This window comes from Pseudomonas sp. NPDC088890, from assembly GCF_044900155.1.
GTDB lineage: Bacteria > Pseudomonadota > Gammaproteobacteria > Pseudomonadales > Pseudomonadaceae > Aquipseudomonas > Aquipseudomonas urmiensis.
Genome location: NZ_JBJDNG010000007.1, coordinates 126,153 through 148,824 on the forward strand (window position 1 = coordinate 126,153; position 22,672 = coordinate 148,824).

Genomic DNA, 22,672 nt, shown 5'->3' on the forward strand with positions numbered 1-22,672 from the left:
CTTAGGAGAGGTGGAGGTTGGGTAGCTGCGTACGTGTGCCGTTGACCAACGCCAGCAATAGCTGGCCCAGACAGGCAGACAGTGCGTCCTGGCCCTCCAGGTACAACGGCGACCAGGCAAAGCCCTGCCCAGCGCCGACCTTGTCGAGGAAAAAGCCCAGGTGCGGGATATCGATCGGCAACTCAAGGGCGTGCGCCAACGCCAGCGCCTGATAGGTGCTGAGCAAATCAGGGATGCGCTGGCCCTGATTGGCAAACCCTCCCTGGCGTACTTTGTGCGCGGCGAGCAGCGTCGCAGCCTCGGCCTTCACCTCCAGGCCCAGATAGGCCAGGCAGCCCAATGCCTGCAACCCCGCGCGCAAGGACGACTGGCCTCGGGGATAGGCCGAATAGGCAATTACACCGTCCTCCTCGCGGCGGCAGCTGAGCACGAAGCGTTCCAGGCTGGGCAGATCCACCCCGGCACTGTCGTTCAGCGCTTGCAGGATCGAAACCGCCGAGGCGCTGGAGACCAGATCCGAGCCACGCCCTTCCCAGAAACCGAAACCACCATCGGGGTTCTGTAACGAGGCCAGCCACTGGCCGATGGCCTGGCGCGCCCTTGGCTGCTCGGCAAACGCCCCAGCGGCCAGGCCCCAGGCAGTACAGCGCAGCTCGGCGCCACGCCCGGGCATGTACATGATGCCGGCTTCATTGGGCATCTGGCAGCCTTCGATCCAGCGCAGTGCAGCATCACGATCATCATCGCCAAGGCCATTGCCGAGCAGGCCCGCTGCGGTGCTCAAGACATCGGCGGCGCTGCTCACTTCACGGTAGCTGTAGCCACCCTGGGGCATTGCCAGGGTCGCGATGAACGATGCCAGCGCATCGGCCATATGCTCAACCGATTGGCCCATCGCCTTGAGCGAGCCCACGGCGCAGAACACCGCCCAGACATCCTCGCCGTCATAACCCTGCCAACGCACGAATCCGCCGCTTGGCCCACGCAAGGCCTCGATCCAGTTCACGCAGCGCTGTCGGTCCAGCGGCTGCGCGTTGAGTTCGGCCAGGCTTGCGGTGGCGCGATAGGTCGCCCACAAGCACGGCGATTGCGCCGTCTCGCTGAAGCGAAAGCCGCCTGCCTCGACTTGTTGCGCCTGCAGCCAGCCGATCAGCCGCGGCCGGTCCCAGGCCGGTGCGCGCAGGCCCGCTCGTTCAAGGGCGCGGGCGGCCATCACGCCATAGAAGCAGGCGCGGGTATCGGCCACATCACGCTTGGCGAAATCAGCTGACCAGCTCAGGCCGCCGTTAGCGCACTGCAAGCCGTCGAGCCAGCGGTACAGGGCGTCGGCGTCGTGTACCTGGCCATTGCACACGTCCAACAAGGTGCGCAGTGCATAGTGCGTTGCCCAGGCATCTGCGGTTTGCCCTGGGCACATGGCATAGGCGTCGCCATCGAACAGGGTATGGATCCACTGCGCTGTGGCCTCGCGCTGATCGACCGGTGCGGCGAGATCCTTGAGTGTTTCGGTGCAATAGAATGTCGCCCAGGCATCGGACGGCATGCCCTTGCTCCAGGCATAGCCGCCATCGCGATTGCGCCGAGACTGGATATAGGCCTGCAGCTGCGCCACGTTCGCGCTGGGCAGCCGCTCGATCCAGGCCAGGCTGCGGATCGCCGCGTAGGTGCACCACAAATCCGGTTGATGGTTAGCCAGGCCTCGCCCTTGCGGGAAGCGCGGCTGTTGCAGCAAACGCTCGCTCATTGCTGGCCACCGACAAAGCGCAGGTTGGTTTTCTTCCAGCTTTTCTGCGAAGCGCCGCTCTTGCTCAGGGCCGAGAGATTGTTGACGAACAGGATGCGGCTCCAGCGCAGGCGCATCCGCGCTTCGGACTGGGCTTGCAGGTGCTGCTGCAAGGCAGTCTCCTGGTCATTGTCCCAACGTACATCACGCTCCAAGATCAGTGCCGCGGTGTCGCTGTCACGGTCGACTTCGATCATGTAGCCGGTCGCGTCGCAGCTGCCGTACACCACCTCTTCCACTGCCCGAATTTCCAGGCCGACACCGCTGACCGTGACACTGTCATTGTCGCGGCCATTGATCAGCAGGGTCGGGCTGATCTGCCCCGGCTCACAGCCACCGGTGATGGTGACACTGTCGCCGGTGTCCAGGCGCAGGAGCGGCCGGGCGTAGAGATTGAGCGGCGTGACCAGCAAACGCCCAGTCAGGCCTTGGGCTGGCGCGACCACGCGGCCATCGGCCAGCAGCAGTTCGAAGTAGTTGGTCGCAGTGGCCAGGCGCATCACTTGATCGTCGCCCACCGCCGCCAAGGTGCCGGTCTCGGTGCTGCCGTAGCTTGCGTCGAACACCTGGCACTGCCACCAACGCGCCAGGCGCTGGCGAAACGGCTGGGTGTTGACCTCACCCAACAGCATGATCGACCGCACCGACTGGGCGAAGCCGTCGAGCATGTCGCGCTGCTTCAGGTACCGGGTCAGCTGCACCAGTACGCCTGGGGCGATGAACAATACCGTGGGTTGGTAGGTGGCGAAGGTCTTGCACACCCGTTCCCAGTCGGTGATACCGGTGGTGAACGGGTACAGCCGCACATGGGAGACATCCAGGTATTCGCAGACATTGGCGATCAGGTCACCGACTGGGACGATGTCCGAGGGCATCAGGTTGGCCACCCGTGCCCCGGCCGGTAACAGCGAGCGCCAGTGACTGGCAACGCTGATGGCGTTCCAGATGATGTCCTGTTTCAGGCGCGGGGTGGGCGTCGGCTCACCCGTGGTACCGGTGGTGGCGTAGTACTTGGCGGCGGCGCCAAGGCCTACGGTGCAAAAGTCCAGTGGCCGTGCCTTGAGGCAGGCCTTGGCGGTTGGTTGCAGCTGGTCAAAGGCTGCCAGGCTGAAGGCTGGCAAATCCCTGTAGAAGGTGCTGGCCCGAGCACGCTCCCAGGCCGCGTGCAACTTGCCGGTATAAAAAGCCTGTTCGGGCATGCGCCCAAGTTGCTGTCGAAGTTCGCTTTCGGCGTCCTTAACGACAGCGTAATCATGATCCGTGTGAACTAACATCGACCCGCCCCTCTCGAATAAGTCGCGACGAGAATTGGCGAGTGCCTGCGCTGAGTAAAATACTATTTTCGACCCTGCGGTGAGAGTCGCGAAGTATTAGTTGCCCTTGAAATACAAGGATTTAGCGTAGGAAGCGAGGACAAAAAATAACCATCTGCCGACGCCACGGGGGTGGTGGCCACGTATCAGATAAAGACGTTTATTGTATTTCCCAAGCTGTGTCGTCACTGCGCACTATCGCCGCCACCTGCAGCACTTGCAGATTGAGCGACGATCATTCAGGGAGACACAGATCATGTTGAGCACATGCGCCCAGGTGCTGGACGGCCAGACGGCCTGGACACCCGATTCATGGCGCGAATACAACGCCGCCCAGCAACCGCACTATGCCGATGTCCAAGGCTTGCGCCAGGCCACTGCCAGCCTGCGCCGGGCTGCGACGCTGGTCAGTGCGCAATCAATCGACCTGCTCAAAGCCCGCTTGGCTCAGGCGCAACAGGGCCATGCCTTCGTCCTGCAAGGCGGCGACTGCGCCGAGGCTTTTGCCGACACCGACCCCGCCGCGCTCAAGCGCCTGCTGGTACTGATGGAGAACATGAGCCAGGCGCTGATGCCCGGCCTGCAACGGCCGGTGATCAAGATCGGCCGCTTGGCTGGGCAATATGCCAAACCGCGTTCCAGTGATATCGAGACCCGTGCTGGCCTGAGCTTGCCGGTCTATCGCGGCGATATCGTCAACCAAGCCGAGTTCTGCCCGCAGGCACGCCGGGCTGATCCTGCCCGCTTGCTACAGGCCTACGCCCACTCCGCCAGTACCCTGGAGCATGCCAGGGCGATCCAGGCCATCATGCACAGCGACAACCTGGCCGAGCGAAGCCTATTCATCTCCCATGAAGCGCTGCTGCTCGAATATGAGCAAAGCCTGACCCGCCAACAGGCCGATGGCCGCTGGCTCAACCAGTCCACCCACCTGCCCTGGATCGGCCTGCGCACCGCCCAGCCCGACGGCGCCCATGTGGAGTACCTGCGTGGCGTGGACAACCCGCTGGCGGTCAAGGTCGGTGCCGACACCACGGCCAGTGACTTGCTGCAGTTGGTCGAGCGGCTCAATCCGGGCAATCAGCCAGGCCGATTGACCCTGATCCACCGCATGGGCGCGCTGTTGCTGGGCGAGCGTCTAGGTGCGCTGATCGATGCGCTAAAGCGCGCCGATGCCAAGGTGTTGTGGCTGTGCGACCCCATGCACGGCAACACCCGCACCCTGCCCTGCGCCACCAAGACCCGAGCCTTCGACGACATCCTCGCGGAAATCGCCATGGCCTTCCGGGTGCATGCCCGGCACGGCTCGATCCTCGGCGGCCTGCACCTGGAAATGACCGGCGAGGCGGTCACCGAATGCCTCGGCGGCCCCGCCGATCTGCAGCCGAGCGACCTCGGCCAGCGCTACCTGAGCAGGGTCGATCCACGCCTCAATGGCGAGCAAGCCCTGGAGCTGGCGCGGCGGGTCAGCCTCGATCGCCTCGCATGCAACGCCAACATTCGTTAACCTTTTCCTTCACTCAAGGATGAGTCTGATACACCAATGCCTATCGTCATTTACGTTTTTTCGCTGTGCACTTTCGCGTTCGGCCTGTCTGAATTCGTCGTCGCTGGCCTGGTCTGGGCCATGGCTGAGGATCTTGGCAGCCCCATCACTGCCGTAGGCTCGGCGATTGCCGCCTATGCCTTGGGCGCTGCCATTGGCGCGCCAATTGTCACCGCGCTACTGGTGACCTGGCGCGATCGCGCGGTATTGCTCTTGACCCTGGCGGTGCTCGGCCTGGGCAGTTTGCTGCTGGCCAAGGTCGATCAACTACTGGCTCTATACGTGCTGCGCTTCCTGATTGGCCTGGCCCATGGGGTGTTCATGGCCGTTGCCTCCAACGTTGCAGTCAAACTGGTCGAGCCGGCGCGCGCCGGCCGCGCGCTGTCGGTGGTGTGGATTGGCCTGACCTTGTCGTTAGCGCTGGGTGTGCCGCTTGGCACGGTGCTGGGTAGCTTCTGGTCGTGGCGAGTAATTTTTGTCGTGCTGGGTGTGCTGGGCTTGTTCAGCGTGATTGGGCTGCTGCGGCTGATGCCCAGCGGGGGCGCGCCACAGACTGCCGCGCAGGGTGGCCCGATGGCCGGTCTGGCGGCAATCATGCATACCGCGCTGCTGTCGGCTGCGGGGATTGCCATGTTGGTCAGCGTGGCGGTGTTCTCATTCTTTACCTATGTGTCACCGTTTGTGCTGGAGGTGACCAAGGGAAGCGTGCAGCTGCTGGGGCTGGCGATGCTGATGTTCGGGGCCTGCACGATCCTTGGCAACCTGCTGGGCGGCTATGTCGCCGATCGCTACGACAGCACGCGCTGCCTGATGGCTGCCCTGAGCTTGCTCGCCGCCAGCTTGGCGCTGTTGTACGTCGCCAAGCATTACGCGTGGGCGGTGCTAGTTTTGGTCGGCGTGCTCGGCGCGCTGTTCTTCGCCATTGTCACCCTTTCGACCTTGCGTCTGCTCAACCTGGCTAAAACCTTGGCCCCCCATGCCACCGGTGTAGCCTCTGGCCTGAGTATCGCCGCGTTCAACCTGGGCACAGCAGTGGGTGGGGCCATTGGTGGCGGGTTGATCACTCACCTGGGCTTGTCCTACCTGCCCCTGGCTGGGGTTGGCGCGGCGCTGATCGCGCTGCTGGCACTGGCCGCACAGGCAACGCCTGATCCGGCACCCACTGCGGATGCCGAACCGCAGCGCTGATCTTCAGCCTTGGCGGGCGCAGCGCCACAATCTGGCGATGTCACTGGCGCGAGCCCGCAGCAGCTTAGGTGCATTGGCACAGGCTTGCTCCAGGGTCATCGGGCCACTGGCCAAGGCAAAGGCGGCATCGATACCGTGGGCGTACAGTTGCTGATAGCCGTCGCCCAAGGTGCCGGCGAGCACTACCACCGGCACGCCGTGGCGCTTGGCGACCCGGGCTACGCCCATCGGGGTTTTGCCGCGCAGGGTCTGCGCATCGAATCGGCCTTCACCGGTAATCACCAGATCAGCCCCCTGGACCAGCGCATCCAAACCGGCCAGCTCGGCCACCACTTCGACCCCGGGGCGGAAACGCGCGCCCATGAACGCCTTGGCCGCAAAACCCATGCCGCCGGCCGCGCCACACCCTGGAAAGTCACGTACATCTTCACCCAGCAGTGGCACACAGTGATCGGCAAAGTGGCCCAGGGCATGGTCCAGCGCCTGCACCTGGTCAGGGCTTGCGCCCTTCTGCGGGCCAAAGATGGCCGACGCGCCGTTAGGTCCGCACAGCGGATTGTCGACGTCTGCCGCGACCTCGACCTGTACTTCGGCCAGACGCGGGTCGAGGTCGCTGGCGTCGATCCGCGCCAGCTGCGCCAGGGCCAGGCCGCCCTCGGCGAGCGGCTGGCCGTTGCCATCCAATAGGCGCAGGCCAAGCGCACGCAGCATGCCGCTGCCGCCGTCATTGGTGGCACTGCCGCCGATGGCCAGGACGATCCGCCGCGCACCGGCCGCCAGGGCCGCTGCAATCAGTTCGCCAGTGCCCCAGGTGCTGCTGCGACAAGCATCGCGCTGACCGGTCGGCACCAGTTGCAGGCCGCTGGCCTGGGCCATTTCGATGATCGCGGTGCGGCTTTGCGCAAGCCAACCCCAGCCGGCTTCGACGCTGTCGCCCAGTGGTCCCCGAACCCGTTGCCGACGCAATTCGCCCTGGCTTGCGGCCAGGATCGCCTCCATGGTGCCCTCGCCGCCGTCGGCCATCGGGCATTCAACGTAGTCGGCGTGCGGCCAGACCTCGGCCAGGCCGCTGGCAATGGCCTGGGCGACACCGGCAGCGTCGAGGCTGTCCTTGAACGAATCGGGGGCGATAACGACTTTCATGGGGATTCTCCTGATCCAGATAGCCCGCATGCTGACAGTTGCGCCGCGCAGGGGCCTCGGTCGGATGCACAAAAGCCTGGCTGGGTTGTTTGGGCATATGCCTTTGCACGGGTGTTTGGGGTTGCTTGGGCTGACCTCATCGCGGGGCAAGCCCGCTGCCACGATAATCAGCCGAGCTATTACTGCGCAGGTAACAATTGCAGTCCCAAGTACAAACTCAGCATCCCTTCCAGACGCTGCGGGTCGACCTCGCTCAGCTCGGCGATGCGCTCCAGGCGGTAGCGCAGGCTATTGCGATGAATCCCCAGCGCCTCGGCACAGGCCTGGCTCTGCCCATCATGCGCGCACCAGGCGCGCAGGGTCGCCAGTAGCTGGCCGCTGGCATCCTTGGCGCGAATCCGCTGCAACGGCTCAAGCAGCTCATCCAAGGCATCATCGTTGCGGTGGCGCCAGAGCAAGGTCGGCAGACGATAACGCGCCAGGCTCAGCAGCCGCTCGCCAGGCAATACCTCGCGGCCATAGGCCAACAGGTCACGTACTCGCCGATAGCCTTTGCGCAACTGCTCCAGGCTCTGCGCCGGTTGCCCCAGGGCCAGGCGCTGAACCTGCCAGCCGTGGCGCTGCAAACGCTCGAGCAAACGCTGCTCGTCCAACACCAACCCGGCTGGCCGGCACCACAGCAACGACTCGCGTGCGGGGCTGACGCACCAGCTGTCTGGGTAACGGCTCATCAGCCAGGCCGACAGTGCCTCGGCCGGTGGCCCGGAATGCAGCTCGAACAGGCACGGCACCCGCGCCAATTGTGGTTTCAGGCCCAACTGCTGGGCCTCGTCCAGCAACCGCGTGGAGTCGCCGCTACCGCCCAGCAGCAAGGCCAGCAGATCATCACAGCGCTGACGCCGCCATTGCTGCTCGACTTGCAGGTGGCGCTGGGCAAGCAGCATCTCGGCGGTCATGCGCACCAATTCGCCGAAGGTGCGCAGCTGCTGCGGATCGCCAGTCAGGCCGAGCACGCCGATCAAGCGACCATCGAGCATCAATGGCAGGTTCACCCCAGGTTGCACGCCCTTGAGGCACTTGGCCGCTTCACCGTCCAGCTCGACGATACGCCCGTTGGCCAGTACCAACTGGGCGCCCTCGTGGCGGGTATTGATCCGCTCCGGCTCGCCACTGCCCAGGATCAGGCCCTGACTGTCCATGACGTTGACGTTGCACGGCAAGATGGCCATCGCCCGATCGACGATGTCCTGCGCCAGGTCATGGTCCAGTTCGAACATTCAACGATCCTTGCAGTGATAGGATTTGGGCCGCAGCACAGCAGCCAGCGCACCGACCTGTGCAAAAGCACAAAGACAGTCGCGCCGCGGTCCCCGAGACTCGTCAGGGCGAGCGCCGGCACAGGCGACGCGGCGACAACCATAACAACAGAGAACCCGATCATGGCACACAGCCCTGCCCTTGACCAAGGCCAAGACATCAGCCGCAACGCGCTATACCGGCGCATCACCCTGCGGTTGATTCCGTTCATATTCATCTGCTACCTGTTCAACTACCTGGACCGCGTCAACGTCGGCTTTGCCAAGCTGCAGATGCTCGACGCACTGAAATTCAGCGAAACCGTCTACGGCCTCGGCGCCGGGATCTTCTTCATCGGCTACGTGCTGTGCGGCCTGCCCAGCAACCTGGCGCTCAACCGCTTCGGCCCACGGCGCTGGATCGCGGTGATGATGATCGCCTGGGGCAGCCTCTCGACCTGCCTGCTGTTCGTCACCACCCCCACCGAGTTCTATGCCCTGCGCCTGCTCACCGGCGCAGCCGAAGCGGGCTTCTTCCCAGGTGTGGTGCTGTACCTTTCGCGCTGGTTCCCAGCCGGGCGGCGTGGGCGGATCATGGCCCTGTTCATGTCAGCGATTCCGGTTTCCGGCCTGCTTGGCGGGCCATTCTCCGGCTGGATCCTGGAACACTTCGCTGCCGGGCAACATGGCCTGGCCGGCTGGCAGTGGATGTTCCTGATCCAGGGTCTGCCAACCGTAGTGCTGGGGATCCTGGCGATAAAGCTGCTTAGCGATGGCTACCACAAAGCCGCCTGGCTGAGCCCAGCCGAGCGCCAACTGATCGAAGCCGACCTCAAGGCCGATGCGGCCAGCAAGCCGGCCACCAGTGGCGACAGCGTGCTGTCGGTGTTGACCAATCCGCTGATCTGGACCTTCGGTTTCGTCTATTTCTGCATCCAGAGCGGGGTCTACGCGATCAACTTCTGGCTGCCATCGATCATCAAGAACATGGGCTTCGACAACCCGCTGCTGATTGGCTGGCTGAGCGCCATTCCGTACCTGCTGGCGGGCGTGTTCATGATCATCGTGGGCCGCTCGGCTGACCTGCGCAACGAGCGTCGCTGGCACTTGGTGGTGCCGATGCTGATGGGCGCCATCGGCCTGCTGATTGCGGTGAACTTCGCCGCCAACCCGACCATCGCCATCCTTGGCCTGTCGATTGCCACCATGGGCGCGCTGACTGGCCTGCCGATGTTCTGGCCGATGCCTACCGCGCTGCTCAGTGCCGGGGCTGCCGTCGCGGGGCTGGCGATCATCAACTCGGTGGGGCAGATGGCGGGCTTTCTCAGCCCGTACCTGGTGGGCTTCATCAAGGACCAGACCGGTTCCACCGATGCAGCGCTGTACTCGCTGGCCGGCTTGATCGTGGTCGGCAGCCTGGTGTCGTTGCGCGTTACCCGTAGCGGTGCGCTGAAGGCCGCTCGCGCCAACTAAAGCGTTTTGCGGGCAAGCCGGTCACGACTTGCCCGCACACTTGCCGTTTTAGCCCCTGCCCCGTCCAATCGTCAGTTCACTGCACCCTCCTCCCGGCAAAGGCGTCCAATGACCCACAAGGTCCTTGGAGAACGCTCATGACTCAGCACGCCGTGGCCCGCCTAGAACAGCTCGAACAACAGCGCCCCCTACGCGTACAGGTGGGCAGTGAAGAGGTGATCCTGCTCCGCCAGGGTGACCAGGTACACGCCTACCAGGCCAACTGCCCGCATGCCGGCGCACCCCTCGAAGAAGGCACGGTATACGGTGGGCTGCTGATCTGCCCCTGGCACAAGGCCGCCTTCGCGGTGGATGAAGGGGCCGTCTGCGAGCCCCCCGCCCTGTGCGACCTGCGCCGTTACCCCACCCAGGTCAAAGGCGGTGAGGTCTGGGTCGACGACCAGCCGCTGCCCGAATCGCAGCCCCCGCGGCACAGTGATGCGCGTTGCTTCGTGGTCATCGGTGCCGGCGCTGCGGGCTGCGCGGCCGTTGCCACCCTACTCGGCCGAGGTTTTGGCGGCCGCCTGGTGTGGATCGATCAAGAGCGCCAACCCGCCTACGATCGAACCTCGCTGAGCAAATTCGTCATTGCCGGCGAAATGTCGCCTGATGAAGTTCCAGCCTTGCTGGAGGCGGATGACCTGCGCCAAGGCCATCTGCAACGTGTGCACGGCAAGGTGCGTCTGCTCGATACCGGCAAACGCCAGGTGCTCCTCGCCGACGGCCAGCGCATCGACTATGACCACGCGCTGCTGGCCACCGGCGGCAAACCGCTGCGGCCCGCTATCGCTGGGGTGCAATTGAGTGGTGTGTGCGTGTTGCGCTCGCGTGACGATGCCGCGCACCTGCTCGACAGCGCCGAGCCAGGCCAACCAGTGGTGATCGTCGGTGACGGTTTCATTGGCCTGGAAGCGGCCTCGGCCCTGCGCAAGTACGGGATGCAAGTGCATGTGGTGAGCCGTCACCAGGTGCCATTGGCCAAGCAACTGGGCGAGCGGATTGGGCGCAGCATCCGCGAGCTGCACCAACGCAAGGGCGTGATCTTCCATGGCCCGACCGAGGTTGAACGCATCGAGGGCAGCGACAAGGTCGAAGCCGTGCTGCTGGCCAATGGCGAACGCTTGCCGACCTCGTTGGTGCTGCTAGGCACCGGAGTGAAACCGGCCACCGGGTTCATCCAGGGCGTGCAGTTGGCTGACGACCATTCGCTGCTGGTAGATGCGCGCATGCTGGCTGCAGAGGGCCTGTGGGCCGCCGGCGACATCGCCACCTTCCCCCTCGCCGGCCAGCCAGTGCGCATCGAACACTGGCGCCTGGCCCAGCAGCACGGAGTGATCGCTGCGGCCAATATGCTTGGCGAGCGTAGCCGCTATGACGACGTGCCGTTCTTCTGGACCTATCAACATGGGCGAACCTATGAAGTGCTCGGGCACGGCCGCCACTGGAATCGGATCGAGTATGTCGGTGAGCCGGAGCAAGGCGATTTCATTGCCTTGCAGTGTATCGATGATCAGGTCGAGGCGGTGATCGCCAAGGGTTACGGGCGGGCGATGGCGGTCTTGTCGCAGCGCATGAAGCGGCCGCTATCAAGCAAGGAGGCGCGGGCGTTGATCGACGCTTGGCCGCAGGGGTGAGGTTGCCTGGCCTGGCGCCATCGCGGGGCAAGCCCGCTCCCACACGATTGTTGTGGCGGCGTAACTACCGACACGCCCACTGCGCCCGTGCACCCTTGGCCACAACCAGCTATGGTTTCCCTCTAATCCGCCATTCGAAGCGGCCCCAGACAACGACAATACGGAAAGCGCCCATGCCCGCGCACACCGCTGACACCCGCGCCAGTGAACTGGCCGCCTTTATCGACTGCCATTTCGCCGAACGCGGCCTGGCGCCCGAGGCGCTGATTGCCGAGTCCTGGTACCGCAGTATCAACCAGCACCGCCTCGACCCTAGCCTGCGCCATGTCGACAATATCCTCAGCGCCGCCGAGATCCGTCAGCACCAAGCCCAGCACCAGGCATACCTGAGCATCGCCGGGCAAGGTGTCAACGGCCTGGCCCGGCGCGTGGTCGACGCCGGTTTCGCGGTGCTGCTCAGCGATGCCGATGGCATCACCCTCGACGCCCGCCTGCCCCAGGACCCGCAACGCTATACCCGCGCCGGGTTGATCGTCGGGGCGCGCTGGGATGAGTCGATCGCTGGCACCAACGGTATTGGCACTGCGTTGGCCTCGGAGCAGGCACTGACCATCCACCGCCAAGAGCACTTTCTGGCGGCCAATGCCCGACTCAGTTGCTCGGTATCACCGATTTTCGATGCGCAGAACCAGTTGCTCGGCTGCCTGAACGCCACCTGCCTGCACAACGAAGGCCCCAAGCAAGCCCAGCACCTGACCCTGCACCTGGTGATGCTGTATGCGCGGCTGATCGAAAACACCCATTTTCGCCAGTGCTACCGCGATCGCCTGACCCTGGCGCTGAAAGCGCATGACGACATTACTGATCTTGCCAACGAGCAATTGCTCGCGCTGGACGAAGGCGGCCGGGTGATCGGCGCCAACCGCGCAGCGTTTCTCGCTCAGCCCGGCCAACTGCTAGGCCAGCGCATCGAGCAGCTGTTGCCGGCCACCATCGATGAGCTGCTGGATCTCACTCGCGGTGGCGCGCGCGGCACCCAGCTGCGCGCGCCGAACAGTGAGCACATCATCGAAGTTGGCCTGCGCGTGCCGGCGGGCTACGGCCAGCAGGCAAAACCCAGTCGGCCCGCTGCAGTGCCGAGCCACCCGGACCTTGAACAACTGGCCGGTGGCGATGCCCAGCTGCAACAAGGCGTGCGCCGCCTGCGCAAGGTGCTGGACAAAGACATCTGCATCCTCATCACCGGCGAAACGGGCACCGGCAAAGAAGCATTCGCCCGCGCTATCCACCAAGCCAGTCAGCGTCATGCCGGGCCGTTCGTCGCCCTCAACTGCGCGGCGATCCCCGAATCGTTGATCGAGAGCGAGCTGTTTGGCTATCGCAGCGGCAGCTTTACCGGCGCCAATCGCAAAGGCATGAAGGGCAAATTGGAACTGGCCAATGGCGGCACGTTGTTCCTCGATGAGATTGGCGACATGCCCGCACACCTGCAGACGCGTCTGCTGCGGGTGCTGGCCGAGCGCGAATTGCAGCCGTTGGGCGCCGAGACTGCTGTTGCCTTGGATATCCAGGTGGTGTCTGCAACGCACCAGGACCTCAGCGCAATGATTGGCGAGAAGCGTTTTCGCGAGGATCTGTACTATCGCTTGTGCGGGATGCGCGTGTGCTTGCCGGCGCTGCGCGAGCGTAGCGATCGTGGGCAGTTGATCGAACGGGTGTTGGCGCGCTTGCCGGGAGGCGCCAGGGTTCGTCTCAGTGACGAGGCTCGGCAGTGTCTTGAGGGGTATGCGTGGCCGGGAAACGTACGCCAGTTGCTCAATACCCTGCGCTATGCGCTGGCTTTGGCCGAGGATGGGCTGATCGAGTGCGATTGCTTGCCAGAAGAGCTGTTCACCCGGCCAGTTGCGCGGGTAGCGCCTGCCCTGCCGCTGCGCCTTGGCGACCAGGTCGAGGATGCCGAAGCCAGGCATCTGCTGGGTGTTCTGCGTAACCAGCGGTGGAATATCAGTTCGGCGGCCGAGGCGGCGGGTATTTCCCGCTCGACCCTTTATCGCAAGATGAAACGCTACGGGATCATACCGCCGAACCTGGTCGATTGACTGGGCCGGCCTCTTCGCGGGCAAGCCCGCTCCCACAGGGGTAGCGCGAATATTACGAATGGCGCTCGACGCTTTATCGCCAGTGAAACACTACGGAATCGTACCGCCGAACCTGGTCGATTGACTGGGCCGGCCTCTTCGCGGGCAAGCCCGCTCCCACAGGGGTAGCGCGAATCTTACGAATGGCGCTCGACGCTTTATCGCAGGTGAAACGCTACGGAATCGTACCGCCGAACCTGGTCGGTTGACTGGGCCTGCCTCTTCGCGGGCAAGCCCGCTCCCACAGGGGTAGCGCGAATATTACGAATGGCGCTCGACGCTTTATCGCCAGTGAAACGCTACGGAATCGTACCGCCGAACCTGGTCGGTTGACTGGGCCGGCCTCTTCGCGGGCAAGCCCGCTCCCACAGGGGTAGCGCGAATCTTACGAATGGCGCTCGACACGTTATCGCAAGTGAAACGCTACGGGATCGTACCGCCGAACCTGGTCGATTGACTGGGCCGGCCTCTTCGCGGGCAAGCCCGCTCCCACAGGAGCAGCGCGAATATTACGAATGGCGCTCGACGCTTTATCGCCAGTGAAACGCTACGGAATCGTACCGCCGAACCTGGTCGATTGACTGGGCCTGCCTCTTCGCGGGCAAGCCCGCTCCCACAGGCACAGCGCCAGTCGTAAGGTTTGTACTGACCCTGTGGGAGCGGGCTTGCCCGCGAAGAGGCCAGTAGGATCAGCCTTGGATATAGACCACCTGGGTACGGGTGTATTCATACAAGCCATGCTTGCCATCCGCCCCACCGATCCCCGACTTGCGCGTCCCGGCGTGGAAGCCCTGCATGGCCTCGAAGTTCTCCCGATTGATATAGGTCTCGCCAAAATCAAGCTCGCGGCTGGCCTTGAGCGCTGCATTGAGATCGCGGGTATAGATCGACGAGGTCAATCCGTACTCGCTGTCGTTGGCCAGCGCGATGGCCTGGTCAAGGTCATCGATTACCTGGATCGGCAACACCGGGCCGAAAATCTCTTTGCGCATGATCTCCATGTCCGCCGCACATCCGGCCAGCACCGTCGGCTGATAGTGGAAACCCTCCCCTAGGTCCGCCACCTGCCCCCCCGTCACCAATTGAGCGCCCTGGCCAACGGCGGTACGCACCATCTGCGCGACCTTGTCCAGGCCGGCCTGGTTGACCAGTGGGCCCATGTCCAGAGCACTGTCCTTGGATGGGTCGCCATAGCGGGTGGCGGCCATGGCATGGGCGACTTTGTCGATGAACGCATCGGCCACCCCGCGCTGCACATACACGCGCTCAGCGCAGTTACACACCTGGCCGGTATTGATCACCCGCGAGGCAACGATGGCGCGCACTGCCAGGTCCAGATCGGCGTCTGCCAGGACGATGGCTGGCGCCTTGCCGCCGAGCTCAAGGTTGAGCTTGGTGATGTTCGGCGCTGCCGCCGCCATGATCCGCGCGCCAGTGGCCACGCTCCCGGTGAAGCTCACCAGGTCGATACCGGCATGGCTGCTCAACCCCTGGCCGACACTGGCACCGCTGCCGCCGACGACGTTGAACACCCCAGCCGGCAAGTCGGTTTCAGCGACCAGCTTGGCGAATTCATAGCAGTTGATCGGTGTCTCCTCGCTAGGTTTGATGACGATGGTGTTGCCAGTCAGCAAGGCCGGCGCCATCTTGCGCGCGATAAGGAAGAAGGGAAAATTCCAGGGCAGGATCCCGGCCACAACGCCCAAGGGCTTGCGCAGCAGGAAGATGTGTTCGTTGGCGCGGTCGCTGGTCAGTACCTCACCTTCCAGGCGGCGCGCCCATTCGGCCATGTAATCCAGGTAATCGGCAGTGAAGTTCACCTCTACCATGGCCAAGCCGGCAACCTTGCCCTGCTCCTGGGTGATCGTGCGGGCCAAGCGCTCGGCATTGGCGCGCACCTTGGCGGCGATCTGGCGCAGGTAGCCTGCGCGTTCGATTGCAGGCTTGGCCGCCCAACCCTTTTGCGCCTGGCGAGCTGCGGCAATTGCCCGCTCGACCTGCTCGTTGGAAGATTCGGGCACCCTGGCCAGTAACTGGCCATTGGCCGGGTTGAACACCTCGATCAGTTGCTCACTGGCGACAAAGGCGTTGTCGATGTAGTTTTGATAGATCGCGTCGTGCATGGTCGTCTCACTCCTTGGGATTGTTGTCAGCCAGCGGCGTAGCGGCGCTTGGCTTGGCGCTGAAGCGCTGCCAGGCAGTGCCTTCGCCTTTGAGGTCATGGGCGCGCTTGATCAGGTATTGATGCACCTGCTCCACCTGCTCAGGTTTGAGCGCATCGGCGAACGACGGCATGCCATCTGGCACCCGGCCGCCATAGAGGATGCCGAGGAACATCTGGTGTTTTTCCGGCGTCAGCTTGCGCAAGTCCGGCAATACCCCGCCGCTCACCGCATGAATGCCGTGACACTGCGAGCAGTTGCCGTCATACAGCGCAGCGCCGGCCGCCACGGTCTGCTCATCGGCGCTAAGCGCGGGCGGCTCAGGCGCATCGGCCGGGGGTGGCGGTTCGCGCAGCACCGCGTTGCCGCCAATCTTGTAGGTCAGCACCTGGGAGAACGGCTGCACCCCGGCGCGCAGCGACAGCGCGCCGGCGAAGGTCGAGAACGCTCCGCCCCAGCCGGCCATGAAGGTCACGTACTGTTCGCCGTCCACCGAATAGGTAATGGGTGCGGCCATCACCCCGCTGGCAGCGGGCGATTCCCAGAGTTTCTTGCCACTGTCGGCGGCATAGGCAATCACCCGGCCATCGGCGCTGCCCTCAAACACCAGGTTGCCGGCGGTGCTCAGGGTACCGCCGTTGAAGATAGTGATGTAGGGCACTTCCCAGGCCGCTGCTTGCTTGACCGGGTCCCAGGCGATCAGCTTGCCCGACCAGGTCTTGGCCATGTCCAGCAGGCCATCCGGGCCTTCAGGCATCATCCCGGTACGCAGGCCGAGCTGGTACACGCTCTTGAACGGGTTGCGCTTGGGCGCCTCGGGGATGTGCTCGTAGTAGGCCGACATGATGTGCGCCGGGATGTACACCAGCCCAGTGTTGGGGTTGTAGGACATCGGGTGCCAGTCATGCGCCCCCCAGAACGCTGGCGTCACCAGCTTGCGTTTGCCGTCTTTCCAGTAGGCGGCGGCCTGGTCATCGAAGATTGGCCGGCCGGTTTTCATGTCGATGCCCTTGGCCCAGTTCACCGGCACGATGTTCTTGGCCGACAACAGCTCACCGGTGGCCCGGTCGAGCACGTAGAAGAAGCCGTTTTTCGGGGCCTGCATCAGCACCTTGCGCTGCTGGCCGTTGATCGGCAGCTCGGCGAGGATCATGTGCTGGGTGGCGGTGAAGTCCCAAGCGTCGCCGGGGGTGGTCTGGTAGTGCCAGGCGTACTCGCCAGTATCGGCGTTGATCGCCACGATCGAAGACAGGAACAGGTTGTCGCCCTTGGCCTGGCTGCGCCATTTCGGGTCCCAGGTCGAGCCATTGCCAACGCCGATGTACAACAGGTTCAGCTCTGGGTCATAGGCAAACGAATCCCAGGCGGTACCGCCGCCGCCCTGCTCGACGAAGGCATCACCGTGCCAGGTTTTGCCGGCAATCTCCATGGCCTTGTCTTCCGGTGGCAGCTTGGGGTCGCCCGGCACGGTGAAGAAACGCCAGGCCTGTTTGCCGGTCTCGGCGTCATAGGCGGTGACATAGCCACGCACGCCGAACTCGGCGCCACCGTTGCCGATCACCACCTTGCCGTTGACCACCCGCGGGGCGCCGGTGATGGTGTAGCTGCGCTTGTCGTCGTTGCGCGTGTCGACCGACCAGACGCGCTTGCCGGTCTTGGCATCGATCGCTTCCAGGCGCCCGTCCAGCACGCCGACATAGACCTTGCCCTGCCACACCGCCACGCCGCGGTTGACCGCATCGCAGCAGGCTTCGCCGGCGCGGTGGCGGTCCGATTGCGGGTCGTACTTCCACAACAGCTTGCCGTTGCGTGCATCCAAGGCGTAGACCACCGAGAACGGGCCAGTGGTGTACATCACCCCATCGACCACAATGGGCGTGGCTTCCACCCCGCGATCGAGGTCGAGCTTGTAGCTCCAGGCCAGGCCCAGTTGGTTGACGTTGGCATCGGTGATGTTCTTCAGCGGGCTGTAGCGCTGCTCATCGTAGGTGCGGCCGTGGCTCATCCAGTTGCCGGGCTCCTTGTCGGCATCGATGATGCGCTGGCCGTCGACCTGGGCGGCATAGGCCGGGCTCAGGCAGGCCAGGGCGAACAAGGCGCAGCCTGCGGTGGTCATCAAGGCACTGGGCAGGGGCCGGCGGTGCGGGCCTGATCGGGTCATCGGCGGATCTCCGTTTCTTGTTATTGGCGAAAGCTCAGGGCTGTCGACAACAGCAGGAGCAACGCCTGTGCCAGCGTCGCGCGATTGCCCTGAAACGCCGAGCCAGAGCGGTCTGTGCGTACACCTTGAGCACATTGCCCGCGACCACACTGAGCCATCGCTGACGCACCTGGCGCAGACCTGACACAGGTGTGTCATGCCCTTGGTCACAGTTGAAGCGTCAAGCCCAGCACCCTTTCAAAGCCTGCAGGATGTGTGTAAAACAATCCGATCCCCCCTGATGACCGGAAAAGGATCCAGCGCATGATCTACCGCCCTCTCGGCCGCAGCGGCCTGCAGGTTTCCGCCCTTACCCTGGGCAGCATGATGTTCGGTGAGCAGACCAGCACCGAGGATTCGCTACGCATCATCGACAAGGCCTGGGACCAAGGCATCAACTTCATCGACACCGCCGACGTCTACAACAGTGGGCGCTCGGAGGAGATCGTCGGTGAGGCGGTGGCGCGTCACCGCCAGGACTGGATCGTTGCCTCCAAGGCGGGCTTTGGCCCGGCAGAAGGTCTGCCCAACCGCAGCGGGCTGTCGCGCAAGCACCTGTTCAATGCCATCGAGGCAACCCTGACGCGCATGGGCACTGACTATCTGGACATCTACTACTTGCACCGCGAAGACCACAGGACGCCGCTTGAGGAGACTGTCCGGGCGATTGGCGAGCTGCTGGCGCAGGGCAAGATCCGCTATTGGGGCGTGTCCAACTTCCGCGGTTGGCGCATCGCGCAAATCTGCAACGTGGCCGAGCGCCTGGGCGTGGCCAAGCCGGTGGTGAGCCAGCCGCTGTACAACATCGTCAATCGCCAGGCCGAGCCTGAGCAGTTGGCGGCTGCGGCTTACCATGGCCTGGGCGTGGTGCCGTTCAGCCCGCTGGCCCGCGGCGTGCTCAGTGGCAAGTACGCTCCCGGTGCGCAGCCCGATGCCGGCAGCCGCGCCGGGCGCCAGGACAAGCGCATCATGGAAACCGAATGGCGCCAGGAATCGTTGAGCATTGCCCGCAAGATCCAGGCCTACACCGAGGCCAAGGGCGTGGGGATGGTCGAGTTCGCCATTGCCTGGGTACTGAACAACCAGCTGGTCAGCTCGGCTATCGTCGGCCCACGTACAGAGGCCCAGTGGGATACCTATGCCGGGGCGCTGCAGGTCAAGGTTACGGCGGAGGACGAAGCCTTCATCGATACGTTGGTGACGCCGGGGCATGCCTCAACGCCGGGGTTCAATGATGTGGCGCATTACGTCAGTGGGCGGATTGCCCGATAGCTGCTCGGGGACCGCTGCAATGAAACGCGCAGCGGTCCCGGCTTTATACCTGCCCACCCAACAGATGACAGATAGCCGTCTTCAGCTTCATTGGCCTGACCGGCTTGTGCATCAAGGTATGGCCTAGCTCGCGCACCTGCTGCTTGAGCTCGTTGCTGTAGTTGGCGGTAATCATCAGCACCGCAATCGACCGGTCGCGCCGCGCATTGATCGCGGCTACCGCCTCGATCCCGGTGCGCTCATGATCCAGGTGATAATCGGCGATCAACAGCTCCACCCGCGCCCGCGCGACATTCACCTGCCGGGCCAAGTCTTGCTCGCTCAACGCCGTGGTCACCCTGCAGCCCCACTGCTGCAACAGGCTGCGCATCCCCTCGCAAATGGCCGCATCATTATCCAGCACCCAGATACGGACCCCCTGCAACGACTGCAACATGGGCATGTGCCCCACCAGCGTGTGGACCTGGCGCGGCACGCGCCGGCAGCACGGCACTTCGATCGAGAACACCGAGCCCTTGCCGGGTTGCGAGCGTAACTGTACTGGGTGGCCAAGGATGCCGGCAATCTTGTCGACGATGGCCAAGCCCAAACCCAAGCCACGGTCCTGATCGGGGCGCTGGGCCTCGCCACGTTTGAACTCCTGGAACACCTCGACGCACTTGTCGGCGGCAATGCCGATACCGGTATCCCACACCTCGATCAATACCTTGCGCCCACGCCGACGGCAGCCCAACAAGATCCGCCCTTTGGGCGTATAGCGGATGGCATTGCTGAGCAAGTTGCGCAAGATCCTCGCCAGCAGCTGGACATCGCTGCGCACCCGCAAACGGCTGGGTACATAGGCCAGGCGCAGACCTTCGCTGGCCGCCACCGTGGCGTATTCGGCGGCCAGGTTATCGAGCAAATCGCTCAGGGCGAAGCTGGCGACATCGGCGCGGATCACCCCGGCATCGAGCTTGGAGATATCCACCAACGTGCCCAACAGATTCTCCACGCCATCGAGCGCATTGCTGACGTTGTGCACCATCGGCCCCACGCCCGGTTGCTCAAGCAAGGCGCTGGTGAACAGGCGCGCAGCGTTCAACGGCTGCAGCAGGTCGTGGCTGACCGCCGCGAGAAACTTGGTCTTGGACAGGTTGGCCTGCTCGGCCTCGGCCTTGGCCTCGCGCAGGTTGGCTTCCATACGCCGGCGCTGGTCGATTTCGCGCAGCAGCTGCTGGTTGAGGCAGGTCAGCTCGGCGGTACGCTCATGCACCCGCAGCTCCAGGTGCTGATAGGCCTGGTGCAGCGCTTCGGCATGGGCATAGCGCTCGGTGATGTCGGTGAAAGTATTGACGAAGCCGCCAGTGGGCAACGGATGGGTGCGGATTTCCAGCATGCGGCCATCGAACAGGCGCTGCTCCAGCTCGTGTACCGGCTGGCCATGGTCATCGCGGCTGGCCGGTGTCAGCAGGGCCAGTTCACTGTCGGCAATCACATCGCAAAAGCGCCGGTGGCTGGCAATCGGCGCCAAGCCGCTGACCTCCAGAAACCTGCGGTTCCACAACTCCAGCACGCCTTCGGCATTGACCATGGCCAAGCCTTGCGACAGGTTGTCCACGGCGCGCTGGAGCAGGTACGACTTGTGCGCCAGGGCCTGCTCGCGGCGGTGATTCTCGCGCAGCTTGACCCGCGTGACATCGGTGAACAGCATCACCCGCCCGCCATCGCGGGTCGGTCGCTCGCTGACCTGCAGCCAGCGCTCATTGCGCAGCCGATACAGCGGTTGCTCGTCGCTGCTCGCCCGCGGCTCCTCGCGCAGCAGGCTGTGCATCAGGCGCTTGACCTCCACCAGGTGCATGCCGCTGGCAACCCGTAACCGGCTATTGGCCCACAGGGCCTTGAAGCGGCGATTGAACAGCACCACGCGCAAGCCTGGATCGAACAGCACAAAGGCGTCGGAGATGCTCTCGATAGCGTCCACCAGGCGCTGATGCGCGGTTTCAGCGCGCTGGTGGGCATCGCTGAGCAACAGGTGGCTGGCCTTGAGTTCGTGCAGCGCATGGTTGAGCGCATCGGTGCGCTCGCGCACCTGTTCGGCCAACACCACCGAGTGCTGAAAGGCGGCAAAGGCATCGTCGGGCCGCGCCGCGCCTGATTCCAGGCGCTCGATCAGCGCGGCGTTGATCCGCCTGAGCTTGGCGTTTTCCTGGTGTAGCTGGGCGATCTGCTCAGCTGGCAAGAGGCTCGCGGGGCCGTCCGATGGCAACGCCGGTGAAGGTCTGGTTGATGTGCATGCCATTGAACTGTTCCCCATAGGTGTTGAAGCCCAGCACCTGCTGCTCACGCAAAAACGCCCCAACCTCGGCCACACCGCCCTCACCTTCCAGCTCCAGGCGGCGCAGCACGCAATCGCAACCAATGGTCAGCAGCAACGGGCCAAGACGTTGCCGCAGCCCGGCAAACAACCCCTGCAAGTTGGCCAGCAACGGGCCGGGGTGCATGGCGGTGAGGACGATGCCGTTCTCCACTGCGCAGTAGAAACTCAGGCTACCGTCGTCATGCACCTGCTGGATGGCGCGCACGTAGTGCTTGTGGTTGATCCGCATCGCCAGCGGGTGGGCAGCGAACACGCGATGATCGAGCGCCGCTTGCGCCACACCGATCAGCTGCGCGTATTCCTGGGCGGCGGGCTCGGCGTTGAGTTCGTACACCCGGCGTAACTGGCGATCGGCACGGGTGACCACCAGTTTCTCCTGGCGCGGTTGGATGTGATCGGTACTGAACACTTCGAACTCAAGCCAGGTATTGACCAGCAGCAACACCGCCGCGCCGCTGTGAAAGGCGCCGTCGAAATACACATGGGTACGGCTCAGATGATTGTCATCGCCCGCCGAACCGCCAAATTGCGGGATATCACCCAACGCTGCGGCCAAGGCGGCGAGCACCACCTCTTCGCGGCTGGAAAGGCCATCGAACAGGGTCAGCGCAAAACTATGCCCCTTGATCGGCGCCAGGCTGTTGCCTCGGCACTCATCGACCAAGCGCGCCACCAGTGCTTGCGCCTCCAGCAGGCTGAAACCGGGCATGGCTTCCACCAGGCCGGCGGCGATGGAGAAATAGCGCCGATCAAAGCCTACCGCGGTAATGCAGCCACGCCCGTAGCCCTCTGGGGTGAGCTCGCCAGCGCTGGTGCAGCCGACCAGGCGCACCTCGGCGAACTGCTTTTGCAATGCCGTAGCCAAGGCCGGCAGATCGTATTCGGCCGAGCAGAAGAACAGCACCAAGCCCAGCTCGGCATGCAGCAACTGCTCGGCAAGCTCGCGCGCGGCCTGGGCGGCACTGCTGGCGCGCGAAAGTGCGCTGAGGACGCCTTCGCTCATGGTTCGGTTCCGTAGAGAGGGGAATGCCTTGGCGGCAGGATAGGCAAGCCAGGGGTTGGCTCGAATGCTACTTGGGTACTGGGTGGGGGTGGCATTGGTTGTACATATTCAAGACCCGGTCGCC

General features: G+C 64.0%; 14 protein-coding genes. 6 read left to right on the forward strand and 8 right to left on the reverse strand.

Going from position 1 to position 22,672, the window contains the following annotated elements; translation table 11 throughout:
* Window position 1 precedes the first annotated feature (1 nt).
* Together ACI2JX_RS16510 and ACI2JX_RS16515 are read right to left on the reverse strand one after the other, a co-directional pair.
* Window positions 2-1,744 carry a prenyltransferase/squalene oxidase repeat-containing protein gene (locus ACI2JX_RS16510; protein WP_404690517.1) on the reverse strand — a complete coding sequence of 581 codons (1,743 nt, stop codon included), beginning with the start codon at window positions 1,742-1,744 and terminating at the stop codon, window positions 2-4.
* Window positions 1,741-2,982 carry an AMP-binding protein gene (locus tag ACI2JX_RS16515; RefSeq protein WP_404690518.1) on the reverse strand — a complete coding sequence of 414 codons (1,242 nt, stop codon included), beginning with the start codon at window positions 2,980-2,982 and terminating at the stop codon, window positions 1,741-1,743. The genes ACI2JX_RS16510 and ACI2JX_RS16515 overlap by 4 nt, the downstream gene beginning before the upstream one ends.
* A gap of 370 nt (window positions 2,983-3,352) precedes the next feature.
* On the opposite strand from ACI2JX_RS16515, the gene ACI2JX_RS16520 reads away from it, so the two are divergent.
* Window positions 3,353-4,603 carry a 3-deoxy-7-phosphoheptulonate synthase gene (locus tag ACI2JX_RS16520; RefSeq protein ID WP_404690519.1) on the forward strand — a complete coding sequence of 417 codons (1,251 nt, stop codon included), beginning with the start codon at window positions 3,353-3,355 and terminating at the stop codon, window positions 4,601-4,603.
* A gap of 36 nt (window positions 4,604-4,639) precedes the next feature.
* Window positions 4,640-5,830 carry an MFS transporter gene (locus tag ACI2JX_RS16525; protein ID WP_404690520.1) on the forward strand — a complete coding sequence of 397 codons (1,191 nt, stop codon included), beginning with the start codon at window positions 4,640-4,642 and terminating at the stop codon, window positions 5,828-5,830.
* A 3-nt stretch (window positions 5,831-5,833) separates the two neighbouring features.
* On the opposite strand, the gene ACI2JX_RS16530 is transcribed toward ACI2JX_RS16525, so the two are convergent.
* Together ACI2JX_RS16530 and ACI2JX_RS16535 are read right to left on the reverse strand one after the other, a co-directional pair.
* Window positions 5,834-6,973, reverse strand: a complete 1,140-nt coding sequence (locus tag ACI2JX_RS16530; protein ID WP_404690521.1) for a glycerate kinase — start codon at window positions 6,971-6,973, stop codon at window positions 5,834-5,836.
* A gap of 179 nt (window positions 6,974-7,152) precedes the next feature.
* Entirely contained in the window at window positions 7,153-8,250 is a 1,098-nt protein-coding gene (locus tag ACI2JX_RS16535; RefSeq protein WP_404690522.1) for a sugar diacid recognition domain-containing protein, read from the reverse strand.
* Between the two features lie 162 nt (window positions 8,251-8,412).
* Between ACI2JX_RS16535 and ACI2JX_RS16540 the strand changes: the two genes are divergently transcribed.
* The 3 genes from ACI2JX_RS16540 to ACI2JX_RS16550 all read left to right on the forward strand — a co-directional run bounded on the left by ACI2JX_RS16540 (window position 8,413) and on the right by ACI2JX_RS16550 (window position 13,513).
* A complete protein-coding gene (locus ACI2JX_RS16540) occupies window positions 8,413-9,741 on the forward strand; it encodes an MFS transporter (RefSeq protein ID WP_404690523.1) in 1,329 nt (442 codons plus the stop codon).
* A gap of 137 nt (window positions 9,742-9,878) precedes the next feature.
* A complete protein-coding gene (locus tag ACI2JX_RS16545; RefSeq protein WP_404690524.1) occupies window positions 9,879-11,414 on the forward strand; it encodes an FAD-dependent oxidoreductase in 1,536 nt (511 codons plus the stop codon).
* Between the two features lie 173 nt (window positions 11,415-11,587).
* Complete coding sequence (locus ACI2JX_RS16550) at window positions 11,588-13,513, forward strand: sigma-54-dependent Fis family transcriptional regulator (protein ID WP_404690525.1); 1,926 nt, start codon at window positions 11,588-11,590, stop codon at window positions 13,511-13,513.
* A gap of 728 nt (window positions 13,514-14,241) precedes the next feature.
* Here the strand turns inward: ACI2JX_RS16550 and aldA are convergent.
* Window positions 14,242-15,675 carry an aldehyde dehydrogenase gene (gene aldA / locus ACI2JX_RS16555; RefSeq protein WP_264232706.1) on the reverse strand — a complete coding sequence of 478 codons (1,434 nt, stop codon included), beginning with the start codon at window positions 15,673-15,675 and terminating at the stop codon, window positions 14,242-14,244.
* A 7-nt stretch (window positions 15,676-15,682) separates the two neighbouring features.
* The gene (locus ACI2JX_RS16560; RefSeq protein WP_404690526.1) at window positions 15,683-17,875 is read right to left on the reverse strand and encodes a PQQ-dependent dehydrogenase, methanol/ethanol family; all 2,193 of its coding nucleotides are present in this window, start codon (window positions 17,873-17,875) and stop codon (window positions 15,683-15,685) included.
* A 303-nt stretch (window positions 17,876-18,178) separates the two neighbouring features.
* Between ACI2JX_RS16560 and ACI2JX_RS16565 the strand changes: the two genes are divergently transcribed.
* Complete coding sequence (locus ACI2JX_RS16565) at window positions 18,179-19,186, forward strand: aldo/keto reductase (RefSeq protein WP_392466939.1); 1,008 nt, start codon at window positions 18,179-18,181, stop codon at window positions 19,184-19,186.
* Between the two features lie 43 nt (window positions 19,187-19,229).
* Here the strand turns inward: ACI2JX_RS16565 and ACI2JX_RS16570 are convergent, their stop codons facing one another.
* The gene (locus tag ACI2JX_RS16570) at window positions 19,230-21,467 is read right to left on the reverse strand and encodes a NahK/ErcS family hybrid sensor histidine kinase/response regulator (RefSeq protein ID WP_404690527.1); all 2,238 of its coding nucleotides are present in this window, start codon (window positions 21,465-21,467) and stop codon (window positions 19,230-19,232) included.
* Window positions 21,397-22,548 carry a nitric oxide-sensing protein NosP gene (gene nosP / locus ACI2JX_RS16575; RefSeq protein WP_404690528.1) on the reverse strand — a complete coding sequence of 384 codons (1,152 nt, stop codon included), beginning with the start codon at window positions 22,546-22,548 and terminating at the stop codon, window positions 21,397-21,399. Before nosP ends, ACI2JX_RS16570 begins: the two co-directional genes overlap by 71 nt.
* Window positions 22,549-22,672 lie beyond the last annotated feature (124 nt).

Coding starts and splice junctions, on each gene's coding strand:
- ACI2JX_RS16535 (WP_404690522.1), bottom strand. CDS start 8,250: ATGTTCGAACTGGACCATGACCTGGCGCAGGACATCGTCGATCGGGCG.
- ACI2JX_RS16540 (WP_404690523.1), top strand. CDS start 8,413: ATGGCACACAGCCCTGCCCTTGACCAAGGCCAAGACATCAGCCGCAAC.
- ACI2JX_RS16570 (WP_404690527.1), bottom strand. CDS start 21,467: ATGGCATGCACATCAACCAGACCTTCACCGGCGTTGCCATCGGACGGC.
- ACI2JX_RS16525 (WP_404690520.1), top strand. CDS start 4,640: ATGCCTATCGTCATTTACGTTTTTTCGCTGTGCACTTTCGCGTTCGGC.
- ACI2JX_RS16515 (WP_404690518.1), bottom strand. CDS start 2,982: ATGCCCGAACAGGCTTTTTATACCGGCAAGTTGCACGCGGCCTGGGAG.
- aldA (WP_264232706.1), bottom strand. CDS start 15,675: ATGCACGACGCGATCTATCAAAACTACATCGACAACGCCTTTGTCGCC.
- ACI2JX_RS16520 (WP_404690519.1), top strand. CDS start 3,353: ATGTTGAGCACATGCGCCCAGGTGCTGGACGGCCAGACGGCCTGGACA.
- ACI2JX_RS16510 (WP_404690517.1), bottom strand. CDS start 1,744: ATGAGCGAGCGTTTGCTGCAACAGCCGCGCTTCCCGCAAGGGCGAGGC.
- ACI2JX_RS16560 (WP_404690526.1), bottom strand. CDS start 17,875: ATGACCCGATCAGGCCCGCACCGCCGGCCCCTGCCCAGTGCCTTGATG.
- ACI2JX_RS16530 (WP_404690521.1), bottom strand. CDS start 6,973: ATGAAAGTCGTTATCGCCCCCGATTCGTTCAAGGACAGCCTCGACGCT.
- ACI2JX_RS16550 (WP_404690525.1), top strand. CDS start 11,588: ATGCCCGCGCACACCGCTGACACCCGCGCCAGTGAACTGGCCGCCTTT.
- ACI2JX_RS16545 (WP_404690524.1), top strand. CDS start 9,879: ATGACTCAGCACGCCGTGGCCCGCCTAGAACAGCTCGAACAACAGCGC.
- ACI2JX_RS16565 (WP_392466939.1), top strand. CDS start 18,179: ATGATCTACCGCCCTCTCGGCCGCAGCGGCCTGCAGGTTTCCGCCCTT.
- nosP (WP_404690528.1), bottom strand. CDS start 22,548: ATGAGCGAAGGCGTCCTCAGCGCACTTTCGCGCGCCAGCAGTGCCGCC.